This window comes from uncultured Faecalibaculum sp. (genome assembly GCF_910588395.1).
Taxonomy (GTDB): domain Bacteria; phylum Bacillota_I; class Bacilli_A; order Erysipelotrichales; family Erysipelotrichaceae; genus Faecalibaculum.
This window is the reverse complement of the sequence record NZ_CAJUPA010000023.1, coordinates 1-22,000: the sequence shown is the minus strand read 5'-3', so window position 1 is coordinate 22,000 and position 22,000 is coordinate 1. Positions and strand designations below refer to the sequence as shown.

Sequence of the window (22,000 nt, the reverse complement as noted above, 5' to 3'; positions counted from 1 at the left end):
ATGAAAAAACCAGCCATCATTTTTTTCGACATAGATGGAACACTGATTGATACGCAGACCCATCGGATGACACAGCGGACACAGGATACGCTGAAAGCCCTGCAGCAGAAGGGCATCCGCATCGCGCTGGCAACGGGACGGGCACCCATGGAACTGCCGGAATTCGACGGACTGGAATTCGATGCGACCCTGACCTTCAATGGCTCTCTGTGTTATTCGTCCGATCAGGTAATCTGGCGCAATCCCATACCAGCGGCAGATGTGCAGCAGGTCATTGCCAATGCGGCTGATATCGGCCGGCCGGTCTCCATTGCCACTCTGCAGGAGATCATGGCCAATGGTCTGGATGATGACCTGCGGGAGTATCTGCAGGTGGCGAACATCACGCCGGAAGTCTCCAGCCGGTTTGCACAGGTCTGCAGACAGGATGTATTCCAGATGATGATTGGCTGCCGACCGGAAGACTGGCCCGGTCTTGTGAAAAACGCCCCCGGCTCCCGGATCACCTGGTGGTGGGACCGGGCAGTGGATGTGATTCCGGCAAACGGCGGCAAGGCAGCAGGTGTCCGGGCCATTCTGGATCACTTTCATCTGGATCCGGCTCAGGCTGCGGCATTCGGTGATGGCTGCAATGATCTGGACATGCTGGAGACAGTGGGAACCGGTGTAGCCATGGGCAATGCGCTGGAGGAACTGAAAGCCGCTGCGGATGACATCTGTCCGGCTGTCTGGGAAGAAGGAATCTGGCGCTACTGCAAAGAACAAGGCTGGATCTGACCAGCCAGCCGGTTTCAAAAGCCGATGGAGGATTCGGGTTCTCCATCGGCTTTCTGTTTTCAGATTTCCGGTTTCAGCATGCCGCCCGGGATTTCTCCGGCTTCCCGTTCATCCCTGATCCCCGGAAAACAGGATGCCAGTCTGTTCTCTGGACACTGTCTGAATGGCAGCAGCTGCCAGTGACACTGCCAGGCGTTCCTTCCCTTCCTGCAGCCGGTAACCGTCCACAATTTCCATGAACCGCCGGAATTCCGGCACAACCCGGGACTGAGCTGCCGGTTCAAACACTTCCCGCTCTCCGGTACGCAACGTCAGCTCCACCATTCCCAGGACGCTGGCAGCCTGTGAGGTGACGATGGTTCCTTCTGTCCCGGCAATGATGCACTGACCAGGTCCACTGCAGGTTTTGGCTGCTGTGCAGACCGCCTGAAAGCCGGGATACGTCAGAAGGAGTGTGCCGCCTGTATCGATGCCGTTTTCCACCACAGCCCGGTAGCGGGTGCTTTGCGGGCGGCCAAACAGATTCAGCACAAAATGCAGGTTGTACGTATTCAGATCCATCAATGCCCCGCCGGCTTTGGCAGAATCAAACACCAGCAGGATCTCCCCTCTTCTGAACGCATCGTACCGCCGGGAATACTGGAGATACTGACAGGAGACAGCTTTCACTTCACCGATCCGGGGCAACCAGTTCCGGATCTTTTCAAAAGCAGGCAGCGTGCCGACTGTCACGGCTTCCAGCAGAATTTTTCTGTTTTTGTCTGCAAGATCCGCCATGATCTCTGCCTGCCGGGCACTGGCCGCCATTGGTTTCTCGACAATCACATGCAGATCTGCCTGCAACCCTTTCACTGCATAGTCGAAATGCAGATGGTTGGGAACTGCAATATAGACGGTATCGATTCCCTGACTGAGAAGATCCTGGAAATCTGTCACCACGACGGAAACGCCCCAGGCCTGCGCCAGGTCGGTGGCTTTTCCGACAGATCCTGGTGTGGAAAGCAGGGCTCTTACCTCAAGTCCCGGAAGCTTCACCAGTTCCGGCAGGAACTCCTGCACAATCTGCCCGGTTCCTATGATTCCGAGTTTCATTCCGTCACTCCATGTCCTGTCACCTGCCAGGAACTGTCTGTAAACTGCATGATCTCGAACTTGTTGTCATCCGGATCATGTGCCCAGATCTGCCAGGTCTCCGAGGGTCCTTTGGAAAGGGATGTGTCGAAGGACAATCCCCTCTTCTCCAGTTCCCGGATAGCTGTGCGGATATCCGGGATACACAGGGCAAAGTGTGAATATCCCAGGTGTTCGTTGAAGCCGGTATGGTCCTTCTGACCCGGTTTCTTCGGAAAAAATCCAATGAACTGACCCGGTGCGAGTTCCACATAGACATTGAATACATCATCCGGCCGGAGTCTGGCCACCGCCTGCATGGCCGGACGGTCATCCCGCTCCAGGTAGGCACCGAATCTGGTCACCACTTTCAGCTTTCCGCCCAGAACCTCAGTATAGAACCTGACCATTTCATCCATCCGGTCTGTATGAAAAGCAATGTGCATCAAACTGCTGTATGACATGTCGTTTCCTCCTTTGTCCATCTTCCAGGTGATTTCTGCACCCACACCATATCCTTCCAGCACTCCGGAAAAAAAGGTGTGCCGGCTGATTTGGCTGAATGTTCTGCCGGCAGAGACAAAAAGCCGCTGAAACTTCAAACAATGTTTCAGCGGCTTTGATCCAGCATGGATTTGTGCTGTTCGAAGCGGACATAACTGCGCTGATAAAACACGGAAAACAGCACATCCAGGATGAATTCCATGCCAATGCGGGAGTGAAAATTGGCAATCCGCCGCATCTCTTCATGGGCTGGAACCGGCAGCACCAGCCTGCACTTCTGTGCCAGCGGGCTGATTCCTTCCTTTGTCACAAGGATGGAGAAAACGGATTTTTCCCGGAGGATGGATGCACAGCGTACAAGACTGCGGGTCTGACCGTGATAGGACACAAAGAGGGCCACATCTCCGGCACGCATATTGCAGCTTTCCTCGATTTCCTGACCATATTCCGTGGCCAGAATGGGATGGATGTTCACTTTCACCAGCTTGTTCATGAAAGACCGGGCAGTCAGCGAAGAATCGCCTCTGGCAAAAACAAAGATCCGGTCAGCCTGTGAAAGAACGCCTGCAGCCTGCTCCACATCCTTCAGGGAAATCAGGGCAGCTGCTTCCCGGACTGTCTGTTCAAACAAAGACCTGATGGAAGAGACAATGGCTGCTGCTGATCCCTGCTGTCCAAACGGCCGGGACATATTGATGGATACAGGCTGCTACTTGACTGATTCTGAATACAGCAGCAGATCCGCTGAAAACTGACGCCATCCCTGATAGCCGCACTTGTGAACCACACGAAGAATCGTCGCCGGAGAAACATAGACTTCTGCAGCCAGCTCGCGGACAGTCATGCCGGCTGCCTGATGGGGATGTTCCATCATCCAGGCTGCTGCCTGTTCTTCCGCCCCGGAAAAAGATGCTGAACGGAATGCTTCTTCAATCTTCATGAACTCATTGTAACCTGCCCATCCGTTTTCAGGCAGATGACTTCGTCCGGCAGCTGACCGGCTGCAGACATTCAGCCGCTGAAAAAAAGCTTCACCTGCCGAAGATGAAGCTTTTGACGCATGTGTATCCGCCCGGACCGGCCGTTATCCAATCAGCCGCATGATGTCATTGAAACTGGCATACAGAAACAGCCCGATCAGCAGCAGAAAACTGGCTGCAATGACATTTTCCACGATTTTCGGATTGATTTTTCTTCTGAAAATCCGCTCGAGACCCAGAATCAGGATCCGGCCGCCGTCCATGGCCGGAATCGGAATCAGATTGAAGATTCCGATATTGAGACTGATCAGAGCAAACAGACTCAGATACGGCAGCAGCCCCATGGAAGCTGTCTGGGTCGTCACATCCAGAATGCCGATGGGACCGGACAGATTCTCGAAGCCCCTGCCGCTCAACAGCATGCCCAGGGACCGGAAAATCAGCGTTGTGTTCTCCCACATCGTTTTCAGCCCTTCCAGGATGCTCTGATACCAGGGAATGGGCACAGCTCTGGCAGTGGACCGAAAGCCGATGAGATAGACACCGGACGCTTCATCCAGTTCCGGAGTCAGGGACAGGATTTCTTCGTTTCCTTTCCTGTCCACCGTAACCTGCACCTCTTCTCCGGGATGCAGATTGACAAATGTCGTGACATCTGTCTGTGACTCGACAACCTGCACGTCGCTTCCTGCCTGGATCCGGGTGATCCGGTCCCCAGTCTGCATCCCGGCAGCCTGAGCCGGCGTATCCGCAATGACCTCGCTGACCACCGGTTCACTCACCACGGTGTATCCCTGACACAGCGAAATACCAATGTACAGAAGCGCCGCCAGCAGAAAGTTCATGCAGACTCCCGCAGCCATCACTACGATCTGCTGCCAGGTTTTTTTGTGGTTGAGACGCCGGTCTTCCGGCACATCATGGAGCCAGTCCTCTTCATCCTGGTCATCCTCCGGATTGTCCGCCTCGCCGGCCATCATGCAGTATCCGCCAAAGGGAATGGCCCGGATGGAAAAGAGCGTTTCCTTCCCGGGTTTCTGCCACAGAACCGGGCCCATGCCCAGAGAAAACTCCCGCACATATACGCCGAAATGTCTGGCGGCAATGTAGTGACCAAACTCGTGAATCAGCACAATGACCCCCAGCATGAATACAAATGCCACCAGTCCCACAATCATGTTCAATTTCCAATCCCCCTTATGCAGCTTCCATTTTCCTGTCTCTGCCTGTAAATCCTGCTGATCCTGCAGGCAGATGGTTTCAAAAAAGTCCGGCATGCCTGGTCCCGGTATGCCGGACAGCGATACAGTTGTGGCTCTCCGGCAGCGTCCGGATCAGAACAGAAGCTGAAACAGAATGCCAAAGAGAATTATATTATACAGCAGCGAATCTACCCGGTCCAGAATCCCTCCATGTCCGGGCAGCAGATTGCTGAAATCCTTGACAGAATACGCCCGTTTGAACACGGAAAAGCACAGATCCCCCAGTTCTGCAACTACCGGACACAGAAGGCACAGCAGTGTATTCAGTTCCGTATTCAGACCCTGACTGTAGAACATGGACAAGACAAGTGAAAGGACCATGCCGGAGATGATGCCTCCGAAAAATCCTTCCCAGCTTTTTTTCGGCGACACCCGGGGATTCATTTTGTGCTGTCCCAGTTTCGAACCGACAAAATAGGCACCGGTGTCCGAGCCGTAGGTTGCAAAGCACAATGTCCACAGATAGCGGGGTTCCTGCGCCAGCACCCCGATGGCAAGCCACACCAGGGTCATGAACAGAAATGCGGACAGGGTGCTCCAGGAATCCTGGACAGTGAAAGACTCGCAGAAAACCGGAACGGACCACAGAATCACCCCGCAGATTGCCAGCCAGGCGTAGCCGGTCACCGGCATCATCCACCGGGAAAGAAATGTCAGCAGGATCAGCACAGGCAGAACCCCTTTGCCCCAGGTGGTGAACCCCTCCAGGTTTCGTGTCCATTCCCAGAGCCCGCTGACCAGGATAAACACCGCCAGAAGATTCAGCCAGATCCCCCCCAGCGCCACAGGAACAGCCACGGCGGCAATAATGCCAATGGCTGTCAGCACCCGGGTCTTCATGCTTTGATTCCTCCGAACCGGCGGTCGCGGCGGCTGAATTCCTCCAGACACTCCCGCAGACTGTTTTCATCAAAATCCGGCCACGCAGTCGGCGTGAAAATCAGCTCACTGTATGCCAGCTGCCACAGCAGGAAATTGGATATGCGTTCCTCGCCGCTGGTGCGGATCAGCAGATCCACATTCTCCGGCACAAAGAGATAGTCCGCAAATTCCTCTTCCGTCAGGTCATTGTCTCTTGTTCCTGCCTGCACATCTGCGGCATACTGTCTGGCAGCCAGCAGAAGTTCCCGTCTGGATCCGTAGTTGATGGCGATGCACAGCTCCAGACCGGTATTGGCTTCTGTCTGCTGCACGGCTTTGCGGATCATCTTCTGCGTGGATTCGGGAAAGCGTTCCAGCTCTCCGGCAAAGGTCACCCGGATGTTGTTGTTCATCAGGTCCCGGATATACCGGTCAAAAAACAGACCGGGAAGCTTGCACAGGTAGCCCACTTCATCCTCCGGACGCTTCCAGTTCTCGGTGGAGAAAGCGTACAGAATCAGTTTCTTCACCCCGAGTCTGTTGGCTTCCAGGCCAATGGTATGAATGGTATCCGCTCCTTTTTTGTGGCCGGCGGTGCGGGGCAGTCCCCGTTTTTTTGCCCATCTGCCATTGCCATCCATGATGATGGCAATGGTCTCCGGAACCTGAAGGATTCCGGTATCTGTTGCGGTGCTGATCTGCTCGGGCATAGTATCGATCCTTTCTGCAATGCAGATTGTCTGCTTTCCTTTTGAAAAAGCCCGGCGGCAGCCGGGCTGTTCACACATTCTATTGTAACCGGAATCCCCCGCAGATAACACCCGGGAAAACCGGAGACGGAAACGGAACTAAACCGCCAGGATTTCGTCTTTCTTGGCTTTGACCAGTCCGTCAATGTCCTTGATGTAGCGGTCTGTCAGCTTCTGCGTATCGGCTGTCAGACCCTTGGCTTCATCTTCCGGCAGTTCCTTGTCTTTCTTGATCCAGTCATTGCAGTCACGGCGCACATTCCGGATTCCCACTTTCGCTTCTTCTCCGTATTTCTGTGCTTCCTTTGCCAGCTGTTTCCGGCGGTCCTCCGTCAGCTGGGGAACCAGGATCCGGATGGAATCCGCTTCCGCCTGGGGTGTCAGGCCCAGGTTTGCTGCGGAAATGGCGTGGGTGATGGGCTTGACCTGTGTCCGGTCATAGGGCTTGATCACCAGCTGCGTACCTTCCACAACGGAAATTCTTGCAATCTGATTGATGGGCATCGGTTCGCCATAGTAGTCCACACGTACCCGGTCCAGGATCTTGGCGTTGGCCCGGCCTGTGCGGATGGTGGCAAAATTGCTTTCCAGGTTTTCGATGACCGTCATCATTTTTTCTTCTGCGCGTTCAAGATAATCACTCATGATGTTACTTTGCCGACTTGCTGATCACAGTGCCGTCGGCTTCTCCCTTCACTGCTTTTTCGATATTGCCTTCTTCGTTCATGTTGAAGACAACCAGGTCGATATCATTGTCCATGCACATGGAAATTGCCGTGGAGTCCATGACCTGCAGGCCTTTGTTCAGCACATCCATATAGGACAGTTCTTCGAATTTCTTCGCCTCCGGATTTTTCTTCGGATCGGAATCATAGACACCATCCACACCGTTTTTCGCCATGAGAATGACATCTGCCCCAATTTCCGATGCACGCAGAGCCGCCGTGGTATCCGTGGAGAAATACGGAGATCCTGTTCCGGCGCCGAAAATCACGATCCGGCCTTTTTCCAGGTGCCGCAGAGCCCGTCTCAGAATATAGGGTTCTGCGACTTTCTGCATTTCCACTGCAGTCTGAACACGTGTATCCACGCCTTCCTGCTCCAGGGCATTCTGCACTGCCAGGGCATTGATGACGGTTCCCAGCATTCCCATATAGTCTGCCTGAGCCCGGTTCATCCCCATCTCCGCCATCATCTTTCCACGGATGAAGTTGCCGCCGCCGACAACGATGGCCAGTTCCACGCCGGAAGCCTGGATGTTTTTCAGCTCCTTCGCCAGACGCTTGAGAGTATGTGCGTCCAGCGCCTGTCCGTCGCCGGCCAGCGCCTCTCCGCTCAGCTTCAGTAATACCCGTTTATACATTGATATCTGCTCCTTTGATGATCATTATTGATTGTACAGTTTGACCGGGAATTTGTACAGAATCGGTGAAGGAGGGCGTGTCTGGAATCCGGCTGCAGATACAGCCGCAGACCTTGGGGCCAGCGTGGTCAGAGAATGGTTCAGCATTCCCGTTTCCTGACCGGATGGCGGATCACGGTTTTCAGTTTTTCCGGTGCAGTCCGCCGCGGATCGCTGAGATAGACCTCGTGATGATGGCGCATCTCAGAGAAATCCGGTTCATATCCCTGCTCCAGGGCAAACTGATCCAGCATCCGGATGGTCTCCGGCTCGCTGTCATAGGAACCTGTATGGAGACACTGAACACACAAGCCTTCCCCCAGACTCAGAAACTTTACAGCAGACAGATCTGTTTTTTTCTTCCGTTCTGCTTCCTGTACCGCCCATTCAAAATCCTGGCGGGTAACAAAATCCGGCAGACGAATCAGAGATATCCACTGAAATCCGGCTTTGTCGGCATAATTCATGGCTTTGCCGCCCTGCTGCCACCAGAATCCCTCCAGGGGCGGAACCACATAATCAAAATATCCGCTGATCGGATGAGATCCCTTTCTGCTCATTTTGATGGTATAAGCCACCGCATACAGCTGCCCGATGGCTTTCTGATAGGCTCCTTCCGGCTCATTGGGGTCTCCGCTGCCGCGGACAGCGGCGTAATTCATCAGCGGAATATCCACCACTGCCGGTTTTTTCCCAGGCAGGTAATACTCTCTGTATTCCTTCTTGTAATCAAATGCCACTGGAATTCTCTCCGTCAGCGGCGCAGAAAGGCTTCATCCGCGGGGTTTTCTTCAGCATCTCTGTAGCGCTCCACACGCATATGCAGATTGTATTTGTCCCGCAGCGCAGCCAGCTGCTGCATCATGGGTGTTGCATGGTGTGCATCCAGCGCTGTCTGATCACGCCACTGGTCAATGAGCAGCACCGTTTCCGGATCTCTGACCGACTGAAAATAGTCATATTTCTCATTGCCTTCTTCTTCCCGGATTGCCCTGGCGATTCCCGATTCTTCCATTTCCCTGACAAACGCCAGCGCACTGCCGTTTTCACCGGTGTAATACAGATTCACTGTCAGACTCATATGCTGATCCTCACTTTCTCTTGAGACCATTGTAGAGTAATTTATAACACAGTATCTGAACTTTCTGAAAACCCAGCCCTTCAGAGTTCAGCCTCCGCCAGTTCCTGCAGCTCTCGGACCAGAGACTGGAAATCGGCTGGATCCTGCATGAACAGATCATTGTAATACACCCGTTTACCCGTCAGAACTTTCCAGGCATTCCGGATCCTGCTGCGCAGACTGCCTGGACCCGGATCGTAATATGAGTCGACAATGGAGAGGTTGTACTGCGGATCTTCACCGGGATACTGCTGCTTTTCCACCAGCAGCGCACAGCATTGGCAGTCACAGCGGCGGAGTACGTGACTTGATTTGCACATCATAAAATACCTCCATTTCCCGAAGGAATATTATAGTATATCACACACTGTTCCTGAAAAGGGTTTCATTCAATTCAAATCACGAATTCAAATCACAGGGAAGAACCGGCAGGTATCCCGTTCACCGCGAACTGTTTTCAGCTCTCCCGCATCCTGGGAGAACTGCCAGCTGCCAGTATGATTCATGACTGCCCCGGCAGAATCAGCGGGCTGCCCTCTGCAGGTTCTCCACCCTGGGTATTCCCGCATCGCTTTATCCAACTTCATGGGAAAACAGGCGGTGTGTTTTCAATAGATACAGATAAACCCCGATGCAGATGCAGGCAGAAAACAGCGAACCAGCCGGAGATGCCAGCCCCATCCAGAACAGAGAATCCGGAAACAGGACTGACATCAGCAAGGTGCCGGGAACCCGGATCAGCAGGATGGACAGCAGGTTGTGAAGAAAGGAAACGATTGACCAGCCATACGCCGTGAAGAAACCGCTGAAGGAATAGCTGACTGCTGCTGCAATCTCAACGCCCCGGGAATTGGCAATGACCGTGATGATGACAAATGAAATCTGAATGCAGCCATCCTGCAGACAGCGGAGGGTGGCAGGCAGGATCCATCCACCACTTTCTGCTGAAGCCTGAAGACTGTCTCATCTTCCTGACAGAACACCTGGATGCCCTCCGGTGTCCGTTCAAATCCCTCAATCAGATCAAACTCACTGTAATCACTGGTCACAACCCCGAGATTCAGACGGCTTGTCCGGTTCTGCTGCAGTAACTGGCAGAGATTGCGGTAGGTTCCATCTATCTTCTTCATCTCCTGATAGAACCGGCTGCCGCTTTCGTTCAGAATGAGCCGGTTCTTTTTCCGGTCAAGGAGAAGCACACCGGTCTCCCGTTTGAGATTGGAGAGATACTTGCTCATGGATGTCTGCGCCAGGTGACAGGCTTTGGCTGCCTGGGTCACATTTTGCAGTTCAGCGGCTTTGAAATAATATCTGATTTTTGACAGATCCATCCTTTCCTCCCTTTCCGGCCAGTATACTGGCTCCATCATCAGGTGTATGCAACAGCACGGTATCCTTTCTGTCTGTATCCTTGCAGGACTGACTGCCGGATGCCGAAAGAAGCTTTCCGGAACCGCCAGCCAGCCGATGTCCATTTTCTTTGCAGCAAAAACCCCGAAACTGCTTCCGGGGTAGTGCTGATCAGTCTTTCATCAGGGTGACCATGACGGCTTTCTGCGCGTGGAGACGGTTCTCGGCTTCCTCGAAAATCTCATCCGCGTGCTGTTCGAAGACTTCTTCCGTGATTTCCTGTTCCCGGTACGCCGGCAGACAGTGCAGGACCATGGCGCCTTCCCGGGCGTTTTTCATCAGTTCGCTGTTGACCTGATAACCGGCGAAAGCCTTCTTCCGTTCTTCCTTCTCGGCTTCCTGTCCCATGGATGCCCAGGTATCTGTTACAACCACATCCGCCTCCCTGACGGCTTCAGCGGGATCGGTGGTCAGCTGGAAACGGTCGCCATATTCACCGGCGAAAGCCAGCACTTTCTCATCCGGCTGGTATCCCTCCGGAGAAGCGCAGGCCATCTTCATGCCGGATTTCAGGGCACCGACAATCAGCGAATTGGCCATGTTGTTGCCATCACCGATATAAGCCATTTTCAGATCCTTCAAAGACCCGTAGTGCTCCCGGATTGTCATGAGGTCCGCCAGCACCTGACAGGGATGGCAGTAGTCTGTCAGCCCGTTGATGATGGGGATGCTGCCGTATTTGGCCAGATCCTCCACTTCCTTCTGTTCATAGGTCCGGATCATGATGCCATCCAGATACCGGGAAAGAACACGGGCTGTATCCTGTACCGGTTCTCCCCGGCCAATCTGCAGATCGCGGCTGGACAGAAACAGGGCCTGTCCCCCCAGCTGATGCATGCCGGTTTCAAAGGATACCCGGGTTCTGGTGCTCGCTTTCTGGAAAATCAGTCCGATGGACTTTCCTTTCAGGTGCGGATGCGCAATGCCGTGCTTTTTTTCATACTTCAGCTGATCCGCAAGATCCAGGAGCTGTACAATTTCCTGATCCTCCAGATCCATCAGCGTCAGAAGATGTTTCATGTCTGAGTTCCCTTTCCTGTCTATTCAAATACATCGTCCATGGCTGCAACAGCCTGGTCGATTTCCTCTTTCGTTATGATCAGCGGCGGCAGCAGCCGGATGGTATCGGTACCGGCTTTGAGAGCCAGCACACCTTTTTTCTGCAGAGCGGCGAGATACTCTGAAACTTTGTCCGCTCCCACCTGAAGGCCGATCATGAGGCCAAGCCCCCGGACATCCTGGACGGATTCCTTGTTCAGGTTCCGGATCCGGTCCATGAAGTACTGCCCTTTCTCTTTGACATCCGCCAGGAATGCCGGCTGGTCCACAATATCCAGAACGGTTCTGGCAGCGGCACTGGCCAGCGGATTGCCGCCGAAGGTGGTACCGTGATCACCTGGCTCAAGAACATCTGCCACTTTGTCTGCAGCCAGGACTGCCCCGATTGGGACACCGCCGCCCAGCGCCTTGGCACAGCTTGTCAGATCCGGCTCAATGCCATACTGCTGCCAGCAGAAAAGACTTCCCGTCCGTCCGATACCGGTCTGGACTTCGTCTGCCATGAACAGAATGTCCTTCTCTCTGGCAAGACGGGCTGCTTCCTGCACAAAAGCCGGATCCAGCGGCCGCACGCCGCTTTCTCCCTGAATCAGTTCCATCATGATGCCGGCAACCGCCGGATCATCCATCATGCGTTTCAGGTCTTCCAGACTGCCGGCTTCCACATAGTCAAATCCTCCGGTGAAGGGATAGAAATTCTGATGGAACTTATCCTGGCCGGTGGCTTCCAGCGTAGCTACAGTACGCCCGTGGAAGGAGTTTTTCAGCGTCAGGATTTTCGTCCGTGAGGGTCCGTATTTGTCCGCGGAATACTTCCGGGCGATTTTGATCATGCCTTCATTGGCTTCCGCTCCGGAATTGGCAAAAAACACCTTTGCCATCCCGGTGCTGTCCGCCAGCCGTTCCGCTGCATCCACCATGGGTTCTGTGTAAAACAGATTGGATGCCTGCATCAGTTTGCCGGCCTGTTCCCGGATGGCTGTTACCAGGGCTTCATGTCCATGGCCCAGGGCGTTGACACCGATGCCCGAAGTCAGATCAATGTATTCGTTTCCGTCAAGATCGTAGAGCTTTGATCCTTTCCCGTGATCCAGGGCAATGTCAAAGCGGCCATAGGTATGCATCAGGGACTTGTTTTCCCTCTTCTTCAGTGTATTGAAATCCATAAGATCCTTCCTTCCTGCCGGGGCTTGGTTCAGTCCAGTCAACAAGAATGCCGGCAGAAGACTTGTCCGTTCTCCGCAGTCCCTGCTGACTGGCTGAGGGTTGTGCACTGCAGCCGGCAGCTTCAGCGCCGCAAAGGTCAGTCAGTGGAACATGGTGCCGATTCCTTCATTGGTCAGCAGCTCAATCAGAATGGCGTGAGGAACCCGTCCATCCTGAATCGTGGCCCGTTCGACACCTGAACGGACAGCTTCCACACAGCAGTCCACTTTGGGAATCATTCCTCCGGTGATGGCACCGCTCATGGTCAGCGCGGGAACCTGGGAAACCTTGATGTCCCGGATCAGGGATTCGTCATTTCCCGGCTCCCGCATCACACCCCGCACGTCCGTAAGCAGGATGAGCTTTTTGGCCTTCAGCGCCACAGCGATTTTGGCTGCCGCTGTATCTGCATTGACGTTGTACAGATGACTGTCATTCAGGCCGGCTGCCACAGAGGAAATCACAGGGATGTATCCCCGTTCGATCACATCCTGCACGATAGCCGGATTGACCTGCGCCACTTCCCCGACATAGCCATAATCCGTGCCTTCCGGATCGGTCATCTGCACCGCCCGGAACAGTCCGCCATCCATGCCGCCCAGTCCGATGCCCTTGCCCTCCAGCAGGTTGACCAGATCTTTGTTGACTTTGCCGCACAGAACCATCTGAACGATTTCCATGGCCTCTTTGTCTGTATAGCGCAGACCGTTGATGAAGTGGGACTCGGTCCCGGTTTTGGTCAGCATCCGGGAAATATCCGGTCCGCCGCCATGAACCAGCACCACATGAATCCCCACCAGGTGCAGCAGCATGATGTCCTGAATCACTGCCTGCTTGAGACTTTCATCAATCATTGCATTGCCGCCGTATTTCACGACAATGATTTCTCCGTTGTATTCCTTGATGTAGGGGAGGGCTTCAATCAGAATGTTCGCCCTGGTCTCCGGCGCTATCATGACCGGTAATCTCCGTTGATTTTCACATACTCATAGGTCAGGTCACAGCCCCAGCATGTCACCGAAGCACTGCCCTCATGAAGGTTCATGATGACCTGCACCTGATCCCGGGACAGGATCTGTTTGGCCAGATCTTCATCAAACGGCAGACCTCTGCCGTCTCTGGCAACGGTGATGCTGCCAGCTTCCGAATGGAATGTCACATCCACTTTCTCCGGATCGAATTCCGCACCGGAATAGCCCATGGCGCACAGAACGCGTCCCCAGTTGGCATCACTGCCGAAGATCGCGGCTTTGAACAGAGAGCTGGAAGCCACGGACATTGCCAGGGTTTCCGCCTGTTGTTCGTCGCGGGCATTGACCACCGTGGAAACAATCAGCCGGCTGGCTCCTTCCCCGTCAGAGGCAATCATCACCGCCAGCTCCCGCATGACAGTTTCCAGCGCCTGATCAAAGACAGGATCTGTTCCCGTGATTTCCCGGTTGCCGGCCAGACCATTGGCCAGGACAATGCACATGTCGTTGGTGGAAGTATCCCCATCCACACTGATCCGGTTGAACGTGGTTTTCACCGTCTTCGACAGCGCAGCCTGCAGAGCCTCATGGCTGATGGCGGCATCAGTTGTCACGAAGCACAGCATCGTTCCCATATTCGGATGAATCATGCCCGATCCCTTGGCAATGCCGCCAAGATGCACGGTTTTTCCATCCAGCTCAAACTCCACTGCCACCTGCTTGATCTTCGTGTCCGTGGTCATGATTGCCCTGGCTGTGTCCGCCGAGTCGGTTCCCAGCACAATCTGACCGGCTGCAGACTCAATCACTTCGATTGGCAGCTCCTGGCCAATCACCCCGGTGGACGCGACCAGCACAGCTTCCGGTTTCAGTCCCAGAAGCCGGGCTGCCGCTATTGCTTCACGCTCCGCGTTTTCCTCGCCTCTGGGGGCGCAGGCATTCGCATTGCCTGAATTGATCACAATGGCCTGCGCCTGACCATCCGCCAGGTGCTGCTTCGTGATGTGCAGCGGCGCGGCTTTGACAATATTGCTGGTGTAGACAGCCGCTGCCTGGCAGGGGACATCGGATACGATGATGGCCAGGTCCTTTTTGGCCTGGTTCCCCCGGATTCCACTGTGCACAGCACCGGTTCTGTACCCGGCAGCTGCTGTGATTCCTCCCTCGATTCCTTTCATTCTGCTGTTTCCTTCCTTTGTGGCTGTACCGGCTTTCCTGCAGCAGGAAAGCTGTCAGCCTGTGTTTTCTATGCCTGCCGGGGCAGTCCTAGCATGATTTCCATGTTCCGTATGGCAGCCCCGCAGGCACCTTTTCCCAGATTGTCGAACCGTGCTGCGATGACAAAACCTGTCCCGTCATCATTACCGCTGACAAAGAGTTCCAGATCATCAGTACCGGCCTTGTCTGCAGCAAACAGCGAGGGGTTCCCAGGATGCACCTGCACAGCCGTCCCTTCATACCATCTGGAAAAATAAGACTGCAGCTCTTCCAGAGTCAGCTTCCGTGTCAGCTGGGAAGCCGATACCGGCACAAGCACCAGCATGCCCCGGGGATAATCATCCACCACCGGCACAAACAGCGGTGGCTGTTTCAGCTGGCAGATGGTCATCATCTCCGGCAGATGCTTGTGGTTCAAATCCAGTCCGTAGGCTTTCGGGGCCTCCATCTGCGGGGTTTTTCCGGTTTCATACGCGGCAATCATTTTCTTTCCCCCGCCGGTATATCCCGTGAGAGAAAAAGCCGTCAGCACTGTCTCCGGATCTAGCAGCCCGCTGCGGCTCAGCGGTGCCACAGCAGCAATGAACCCTGTGGCATGACAGCCCGGGTTGGCTACCTTGTCTGCCTGGCGGATCCGCTCTTCCTGGTTCCGGTCCAGTTCCGGAAATCCGTAAGTCCACGCTGTACGGTGGGCTGTGCTCGCATCAATGAGCCGGACACCGGTGCCTTCCGCCAGCTGAACAGCTTCTCTGGCAGCTTCATCCGGCAGGCACAGAAATGCCAGATCGGCTTCTTCAAACATCTGTTTCCGTGCAGCTTCTTCATGGCGCCTGTCTTCCGGGATGATCAGCAGGTCAATGTCGCTTCGATCCGCCAGTCTCTGTCTTATCTCCAGACCGGTGGTTCCGGACTGTCCGTCTATGTATATTTTTGGTCTGGTCATGATTCGTCCTGCTTTCTGTGTTCCTGCAGGAAATCCCTGGCCATGGCAATCTGCTTTTCCGTCTGCTCCGGCGCCGGTCCGCCAAATGTGTTCCGGCGTTTCACCGCATTCAGCATATCCACGGCTTCATAGAATGATTCATCAAACAGTTTGCTCTCTTCGCGCAGTTCCTCCAGAGTCAGCTGCTCCAGTGTACGGCCTTCCTGTATGCAGCGGGCCACCAGACCGCCGGTGAGTTTGTAGGCATCCCGGAAGGGCATCCCTTTTTTGGTCAGATAATCGGCACAGTCCGTCGCGTTGATGAATCCTTTTCTGCCTGCAGCTGCCATGTTTTCTGTGAGCACAGTCATCGTCGACAGCATATCCGGCAGGACTTTCAGACACATCGTGACGGTATCTATCGCATCAAACACGCATTCCTTGTCTTCCTGCATGTCCTTGTCATAGGCCAGGGGCAGTCCTTTCATGACCGTCAGCAGCGTCATCAGATCTCCATAGACGCGTCCTGTTTTCCCCCGGATCAGTTCGCAGATATCCGGGTTCTTCTTCTGAGGCATGATGGAACTGCCGGTGGAAAAGGCATCATCCAGTTCGATGAACTTGAACTCCCAGCTGCACCAGGAAATGACTTCTTCGGACAGTCTGGACAGGTGCATCATCAGAATGGACAGGTCGGACAGAAACTCCAGACAGTAATCCCGGTCACTGACTCCGTCCATGGCATTGGCACAGGGCTGCGAGAACCCCAGCACTTCCGCAGTAAAATGTCGGTCCAGATCATAGGTGGTTCCGGCAAGAGCGCCGGATCCCAGGGGGCATTCGTCCAGCCCATCCAGCGTATTTTCCAGCCGGCGTACATCACGCTTGAGCATGGAGACATACGCCAGCAGGACATAGGCAAAAGTCACCGGCTGGGCCCTTTGCAGATGGGTATAGCCCGGCATGATCGTGGCGGTGTTCTTCTCAGCCACATCTGTCAGCACTTCGATCAGATGGAGAACCTGGTCTCTGACTTCCAGGATTTCCTGCCGGACATACAGCCGCATATCCAGCGCCACCTGATCATTGCGGCTTCGTCCGGTATGCAGGCGTTTTCCCGCCTGCCCGATCCGCTTGGTCAGCAGCTGTTCCACACACATGTGAATATCCTCATACTGCGCCGGATCAAATTCCACTTCTCCGGCGTCCATGGACTGCAGGATCTCCTTCAGCCCGTTGTGAATCTGGTCACGGTCCACCGGTGTGATGATGCCCTGTCTGGCAAGCATTTCACTGTGAGCCAGCGACCCTTCGATATCCTGAGGATAGAGCCGGTTGTCAAAGGGGATGGAAGAGTTGAAATCATTGACGGTTTCATCGGTGGTTTTGGAAAACCGTCCCGCCCAGAGCTTGGCCATTGACTGGGATCCTCCGTGCTATTCCACGCTGGAGAAAGTCATGCCGGTCTCTTTCTCCAGTGCATCGCTGTTCAGAGCCCGCACTTTGATCGGCAGCCCGAACAGGTTGATGAAGCCGGCGGAATCGCTCTGGTCATAGCAGTCGTCCGCATCGAAGGTGGCCATGCCCGCATTGTATAAAGAGAAGGGACTGGTTACTGCAGCGGGAATGATGTTTCCTTTGTACAGTTTCAGTGTCACATCGCCGGTCACGGTTTCCTGGGTGCTGTCCACAAAGGCGGAGAGTGCCTTTCTCAGCGGTGTGAACCATTTCCCGTCATAGACCAGTTCCCCGAATTTCTGCGCCGCCTGTTCCTTGTAGTGCTGCGTGTCCTTGTCCAGTGTGATTTCCTCCAGTTTGGCATGAGCTGCATACAGAATCGCACCGCCGGGTGTTTCGTACACGCCCCGGGATTTCATGCCCACCAGTCTGTTTTCCACAATATCCAGAATGCCGATGCCGTTGGCACCGCCGATCTGATTCAGCTTCAGAATGATGTCCTTGGCTGACAGCTCCTCATCGTCCAGTTTTGTGGGAATGCCTTTTTCAAAATGAATCGTCACATATGTGGGTTTGTCCGGTGCATTTTCCGGGGAAACCCCGAGTTCCAGGAATCCTTCCCGGTTGATGGGTGCCTCATTGGCGGGATCTTCCAGATCCAGACCTTCATGGGACAGGTGCCAGAGGTTCTTGTCTTTGGAGTAGTTGGTCTCCTTGCTGATCTTCAGAGGGATGTTGTGGGCTTCGGCATATTCAATTTCCTTTTCCCTGGAATCCAGCTCCCAGAACCGCCAGGGAGCAATGATGTCCATGTCCGGCGCGAAGGCTTTGATGGCCAGTTCAAACCGCACCTGGTCGTTTCCCTTTCCTGTGCAGCCGTGGCAGATGGCATCAGCGCCTTCCGCCTTGGCGATTTCCACGATCCGCTTGGCGATGATGGGTCTTGCAAAGGAGGTCCCCAGCAGATACTTCTCATACGATGCACCGGCTTTGATCGAAGGAACAATGAAATCATCCACAAAGGTATCAGTCAGATCTTCCACATACAGTTTGGATGCGCCTGTGGCCAGTGCCTTTTCTTCCAGCCCATCCAGCTCGGTTCCCTGTCCGACGTTTCCGGAAACTGCGATTACTTCGCAGTTTCCATAATGCTCCTTGAGCCAGGGAATGAGAACAGATGTATCCAGTCCACCAGAATAAGCCAGGACAATTTTGTTGTAGTGTTTGTTTTCATTGTGCAGGTTGCTCATATTCGATTCCTCTCATTTCTGCCGGTTTCAGCCGGCTCTTTTTGCTTGCTCAGGTCCCCGAAAGGACAGTCCGTGATCACAGGATCCCGGAACAGGCATGATCCATATACAAATGCTGTGACAGCAGGCATCGTCGGTCTTCGGACATGGAATCACCCCTTTCAAGAAAAAAAGCCGTCCTGCATAAGGACGACTTGATCGCGGTACCACCTTGATTCTCCTGTGCATGACAGGAGCCCTTCCCTGTAACGCGGGGCGCGTGAGCCGCTTGGTTTCCTTCGCAGTTCCTCTCCCGGACACGTTCCCTGCCTGCCGCACACCGCCTTGCACCATCCGGCGGTTCTCTTTGCTTTGGCATTCAGGTACTGCTTCCGATCACCGATTTGATAGTCCCGATTATAGACCCTGCTCATTTTCATTTCAACAGTTTTCTGAAAATTTTCAATCCTGCTGATGTGTATTGGAAACAGCCTTGCAGTCTGGCTGAACTCTGCGGCATCATCCGGGTTTCTTTCCCTGCCTGATGACAGTACCGCCGCCGGGTGCAGATTCTGAGCCGGGATCCGCTGCATAAGAAGGCAGCAGACCGCAGCGGCAGCGGTTTTTTGAGTCCGCTTCCTTTGATTTCCGAACAGAAAGCTGCACGTTTGTTTTTGTCCAGACACCGTTTTTCCTCATGACCGGTTCGTAGTGCCTGTTTATACTGGGGACATGATCAACAGTAAAACAGCCAACACAATTCCTGTCTCCGCCGTGTTTTTCGACATCGACGGAACGCTGCTGGATTTTGAAACCCACAGCCTGTCAGCCAGTACAGTCAGTGCCATCAGGGAACTGAAGTCCAGGGGACTGAAAGTGGCAGTCGCCACCAGCCGTCCCTGGCGGACAATGGCCGAAATTCCCGGCTTGCTGGATCTGGACCTGGATGGATACGTCACCGCCAGCGGCGGTCTGGTCTATGACGGAAACCAGAAGCTGATTTATGACGCGTCTTTCTCCATCCCCCAGCTTCGCCAGATCACCAGTCTGGCTGTGCAGAACGATATCCCCCTGTATATGGCCGGAGACGATATCCTCATCACCGCGTCCACTCCGCTGATTCCTGCATTTCTGGAGAAATACCATATTTCCATTGACGGTGTCCGCCCCTGGAACGGGGAGCATACACCCCTGGTGACCACCATCACGGAGGATACAGACAATGCCATCCGCGTTTTCTCGCAGATTCCCGGTCTTCTGCTCGTCAAAGGAGGCCCGGTGAATGTGGATATGCGGCCGGATGGACTGGACAAGCCGGAGGGGATACACAGGCTCATGGAGCACTGGAATCTGCCGGTGCAATCGTATCTGGCTTTTGGTGATACTCAGATCGATGCAGGCATGCTCCGGGATGCCCGGATTTCCGCCGCCATGCCCTGGGCCGATCAGGATGCCCGGGCAGCTGCGGATTTCATTCTGAAGGACCATCGGGAGAACAGCCTGAGCGAATGGCTGAAAAGCCAGGGGTTCATCACCGGAGAAGTCAAAGACAGCAACAGGGAAAAAACGGGAAACTGACTGCGTTTCCCGTTTTACACCTCTATGATGTGTCTCACTTCCGCCAGACGCTCTTTCTGCTCCGGACTGAGCTTGTTGGTGATCAGAAGATCGGCTTCCCGGAACGTGCAGAACCGGTAATACCCCTGCTGAGAAAACTTGTGTTCATCCATGATGATCACAAGTTTTCTGGACTGCCGGATCAGATGCCGGCGGATTCCCACTTCCTTCATGGAATACACACAGAAGCCATCCGCCCCTTCAATGCCGGTGGAACCCAGAATGCTCACATCGATGCAGATATGATCCACCATCTCCTCGGCAAAGTATCCATAAGTGTGCTGTCCGTTGCGCAGCATTTCCCCGCCAATGAATATACAGCGGAATCCCATCTTCAGGCAGGCCTCAGCCGCAGGCAGAGAATTCACGATGATGGTCAGGTCCCGCAGACTGGCCAGATTTCCCAGCGCCGAGAGCAGGGTGGTTCCTGCATCGATGAAAACAATGTCACCATCCTTGATTTCATCCAGAGCCCGGTTGGTGATGCGCACTTTTTCTTCCCGGTTTTCGGATATCCGCCATTCCAGCGGTGTTTCCTTGTCCTTCAGACTCAGTCTGGCAAACCCGTGTTCCCGGACAATCAGGCCCTGACTCTCCAGCAGATCCAGATCACTGCGCATGGTTTCCGGTGTGACCGCCAGCATCGCTGCCAGGTCCCTGGTTCGCACCTTCCCCTGTTCCTGCAGAATGCTCCGCAGTTGAATCAGTCGCTGCTCCTTTTTCTTTTTCATGCTCTCATCTTATCACTGATGTCAGGAGTGCCTGAAGACACACCTGGAATAATCCTTCTGAGAAGACGGAAACAGGAAATAAAAAAGGCGTATCATTACGCCGCCCGGTTTACCCGGATATATCCAACCAGGGGATTGGAACATTCCACGGTCCATTCGATTGTGGTGCCGCCATTCCAGCCACCGTGAATGGCTTTGCCATTGCCAATGTATACCGCCACATGACCCGAATATACGATGACATCGCCGGGCTGAGGGTCTGAGGTCCATTCACCAAGAGATGCATAGGCAGCCGGCGCACCGTGGAAATTGATGCCGACAGCCTTCAGGGAATTGGTGACCAGCATGGTGCAGTCCTGTCCGACACCGATCTGGGCAATGGCAGCGTTGGCAATTTTCTGGCCGAAGTTTCTGGATTCTGCAGCTTTCTTTTCTCTGGTTTCGCTCTGAGCGTTTTTTACCTCTTCCTGAACGGTCGCCATGGAGCTGGTCACAACCTCGATCAGCCGGGTTTTCTCTGTCTCTGCAGCCTGTACAGGAGCGGCCTGGACACAGGGCAGGATCATGGCTGCTGCCAGGGCAGCTTTTGTGATAACTATCTTCATGTTTCTCATTTCGTTTCTCCTTTACTGGTCTGTATAGCGTGTTTTAGTTGTCTTTTTTAACAATGTTTGTCGTTTTCGTTTTGACCTAGGACAAGATAACAAAAAAAAGAAACGAGGGCAAATTTTCACAAAGTACGAAATGGCAAATTTCCTGTAATTTTTGGCGTTCGTTTTGTCTAACCTCCTTTAGGTAAAGGGGGGTCTGCCTTTTTATGGAATAATGTGTGAAATCTAAGCAAATTCCTTGCATGTGACACTCCTGCTGTGAATGAAGCAGCGCAGTCTGCCTGCAGTACTGATACCTGGAAACCGGAATCGCTTTCATTTGCGGATATGGAATCAGTTCTGGGAGCTGTATGCACTTTTCAGCGGGCTGAAATCCTATATTATTCCTACATTTTGGCAGTTTTTTCCACAGAGATGTAACAGCTGACGAACCGCTGTAACCTGGCTGGCGTCCGCGGAAACGACCATATTGCGCCTGAGTGCAGGTGGCAGACAGAGTCTCAGGCACTGGCATAGGCCCTTGTACCAGCAGATTCTCTCCAATGCCAACGGTTTCTGCCCCATCGAAGCGTGCAAGAGACCGGTTTCAGTTTCCGAAACAAAGCTGTCTGACTGTGCAGTTCTTCCTGAATGATGCCGTTGCCGGCTGATTCCTGCTGCCTGTCCTGATCAGCGTGCCTGTGCATGGCTGCAGTCGGGACATGACGGAATGCAAAAAAAACGCTGGTCCACACAGGATCAGCGTTTTTGATGTGTACCGGGCATGGTGCACTTCTAGCTGGTGAAAGTCCAGCCACGATTAT

General features: G+C 54.0%; 24 protein-coding genes and 1 other annotated feature. Of the genes, 2 read left to right on the top strand and 22 right to left on the bottom strand.

Features of this window, described 5'->3' with window-relative positions; genetic code table 11:
• Complete coding sequence (locus tag QZ305_RS07520) at positions 1-777, top strand: Cof-type HAD-IIB family hydrolase (RefSeq protein ID WP_294731110.1); 777 nt, start codon at positions 1-3, stop codon at positions 775-777.
• Positions 778-885: 108 nt separating this feature from the next.
• On the opposite strand, the gene QZ305_RS07515 is transcribed toward QZ305_RS07520, so the two are convergent.
• The 20 genes from QZ305_RS07515 to QZ305_RS07420 all read right to left on the bottom strand — a co-directional run bounded on the left by QZ305_RS07515 (position 886) and on the right by QZ305_RS07420 (position 18,259).
• A complete protein-coding gene (locus tag QZ305_RS07515; RefSeq protein ID WP_294731109.1) occupies positions 886-1,869 on the bottom strand; it encodes a Gfo/Idh/MocA family protein in 984 nt (327 codons plus the stop codon).
• On the bottom strand, positions 1,866-2,351 hold the full coding sequence (locus QZ305_RS07510; RefSeq protein WP_294731108.1) for a VOC family protein: 486 nt from the start codon (positions 2,349-2,351) through the stop codon (positions 1,866-1,868). Before QZ305_RS07510 ends, QZ305_RS07515 begins: the two co-directional genes overlap by 4 nt.
• Positions 2,352-2,497: 146 nt before the next feature.
• Positions 2,498-3,022, bottom strand: a complete 525-nt coding sequence (locus tag QZ305_RS07505; RefSeq protein ID WP_294731107.1) for a MurR/RpiR family transcriptional regulator — start codon at positions 3,020-3,022, stop codon at positions 2,498-2,500.
• A 78-nt stretch (positions 3,023-3,100) separates the two neighbouring features.
• The gene (locus tag QZ305_RS07500; RefSeq protein WP_294731106.1) at positions 3,101-3,331 is read right to left on the bottom strand and encodes a MurR/RpiR family transcriptional regulator; all 231 of its coding nucleotides are present in this window, start codon (positions 3,329-3,331) and stop codon (positions 3,101-3,103) included.
• A 144-nt stretch (positions 3,332-3,475) separates the two neighbouring features.
• Entirely contained in the window at positions 3,476-4,549 is a 1,074-nt protein-coding gene (gene rseP, locus QZ305_RS07495) for an RIP metalloprotease RseP (protein WP_294731129.1), read from the bottom strand.
• Positions 4,550-4,705: 156 nt separating this feature from the next.
• A complete protein-coding gene (locus QZ305_RS07490; RefSeq protein WP_294731105.1) occupies positions 4,706-5,473 on the bottom strand; it encodes a phosphatidate cytidylyltransferase in 768 nt (255 codons plus the stop codon).
• Positions 5,470-6,204, bottom strand: coding sequence for an isoprenyl transferase (locus tag QZ305_RS07485; protein ID WP_294731128.1), 735 nt, complete (start codon positions 6,202-6,204; stop codon positions 5,470-5,472). Before QZ305_RS07485 ends, QZ305_RS07490 begins: the two co-directional genes overlap by 4 nt.
• Positions 6,205-6,342: 138 nt before the next feature.
• Positions 6,343-6,888: a ribosome recycling factor gene (gene frr / locus QZ305_RS07480; protein WP_294731104.1), complete on the bottom strand. Its 546-nt coding sequence runs from the start codon at positions 6,886-6,888 to the stop codon at positions 6,343-6,345.
• A gap of 4 nt (positions 6,889-6,892) precedes the next feature.
• Positions 6,893-7,606, bottom strand: coding sequence for a UMP kinase (gene pyrH / locus QZ305_RS07475; protein WP_294731103.1), 714 nt, complete (start codon positions 7,604-7,606; stop codon positions 6,893-6,895).
• Positions 7,607-7,746: 140 nt separating this feature from the next.
• Positions 7,747-8,385 (bottom strand): GyrI-like domain-containing protein, encoded by a 639-nt coding sequence (locus tag QZ305_RS07470; protein ID WP_294731102.1) that lies wholly within the window; start codon positions 8,383-8,385, stop codon positions 7,747-7,749.
• A gap of 14 nt (positions 8,386-8,399) precedes the next feature.
• The gene (locus QZ305_RS07465; RefSeq protein ID WP_294731101.1) at positions 8,400-8,726 is read right to left on the bottom strand and encodes a putative quinol monooxygenase; all 327 of its coding nucleotides are present in this window, start codon (positions 8,724-8,726) and stop codon (positions 8,400-8,402) included.
• An 80-nt stretch (positions 8,727-8,806) separates the two neighbouring features.
• Entirely contained in the window at positions 8,807-9,088 is a 282-nt protein-coding gene (locus QZ305_RS07460; protein ID WP_294731100.1) for a hypothetical protein, read from the bottom strand.
• A 414-nt stretch (positions 9,089-9,502) separates the two neighbouring features.
• On the bottom strand, positions 9,503-10,096 hold the full coding sequence (locus tag QZ305_RS07455) for a LysR family transcriptional regulator (protein WP_294731099.1): 594 nt from the start codon (positions 10,094-10,096) through the stop codon (positions 9,503-9,505).
• A gap of 190 nt (positions 10,097-10,286) precedes the next feature.
• Positions 10,287-11,195, bottom strand: coding sequence for an ornithine carbamoyltransferase (gene argF, locus QZ305_RS07450; RefSeq protein ID WP_294731098.1), 909 nt, complete (start codon positions 11,193-11,195; stop codon positions 10,287-10,289).
• Positions 11,196-11,215: 20 nt separating this feature from the next.
• A complete protein-coding gene (locus QZ305_RS07445) occupies positions 11,216-12,400 on the bottom strand; it encodes an aspartate aminotransferase family protein (RefSeq protein ID WP_294731097.1) in 1,185 nt (394 codons plus the stop codon).
• Between the two features lie 141 nt (positions 12,401-12,541).
• Positions 12,542-13,396: an acetylglutamate kinase gene (gene argB, locus QZ305_RS07440; RefSeq protein ID WP_294731096.1), complete on the bottom strand. Its 855-nt coding sequence runs from the start codon at positions 13,394-13,396 to the stop codon at positions 12,542-12,544.
• Positions 13,393-14,589 (bottom strand): bifunctional glutamate N-acetyltransferase/amino-acid acetyltransferase ArgJ, encoded by a 1,197-nt coding sequence (gene argJ / locus QZ305_RS07435; RefSeq protein ID WP_294731095.1) that lies wholly within the window; start codon positions 14,587-14,589, stop codon positions 13,393-13,395. The genes argB and argJ overlap by 4 nt, the downstream gene beginning before the upstream one ends.
• Positions 14,590-14,657: 68 nt before the next feature.
• Positions 14,658-15,572, bottom strand: a complete 915-nt coding sequence (gene argC, locus QZ305_RS07430; RefSeq protein ID WP_294731094.1) for an N-acetyl-gamma-glutamyl-phosphate reductase — start codon at positions 15,570-15,572, stop codon at positions 14,658-14,660.
• The gene (gene argH, locus QZ305_RS07425; protein ID WP_294731093.1) at positions 15,569-16,969 is read right to left on the bottom strand and encodes an argininosuccinate lyase; all 1,401 of its coding nucleotides are present in this window, start codon (positions 16,967-16,969) and stop codon (positions 15,569-15,571) included. The genes argC and argH overlap by 4 nt, the downstream gene beginning before the upstream one ends.
• 18 nt (positions 16,970-16,987) lie before the next feature.
• Entirely contained in the window at positions 16,988-18,259 is a 1,272-nt protein-coding gene (locus QZ305_RS07420; protein ID WP_294731092.1) for an argininosuccinate synthase, read from the bottom strand.
• A 182-nt stretch (positions 18,260-18,441) separates the two neighbouring features.
• Positions 18,442-18,647, bottom strand: a binding site (T-box leader).
• A gap of 323 nt (positions 18,648-18,970) precedes the next feature.
• Between QZ305_RS07420 and QZ305_RS07415 the strand changes: the two genes are divergently transcribed.
• Complete coding sequence (locus QZ305_RS07415; protein ID WP_294731091.1) at positions 18,971-19,816, top strand: HAD-IIB family hydrolase; 846 nt, start codon at positions 18,971-18,973, stop codon at positions 19,814-19,816.
• Between the two features lie 14 nt (positions 19,817-19,830).
• Here the strand turns inward: QZ305_RS07415 and QZ305_RS07410 are convergent, their stop codons facing one another.
• The gene (locus QZ305_RS07410) at positions 19,831-20,586 is read right to left on the bottom strand and encodes a DeoR/GlpR family DNA-binding transcription regulator (protein ID WP_294731090.1); all 756 of its coding nucleotides are present in this window, start codon (positions 20,584-20,586) and stop codon (positions 19,831-19,833) included.
• Between the two features lie 95 nt (positions 20,587-20,681).
• A complete protein-coding gene (locus QZ305_RS07405; protein ID WP_294731089.1) occupies positions 20,682-21,200 on the bottom strand; it encodes an NlpC/P60 family protein in 519 nt (172 codons plus the stop codon).
• Positions 21,201-22,000 lie beyond the last annotated feature (800 nt).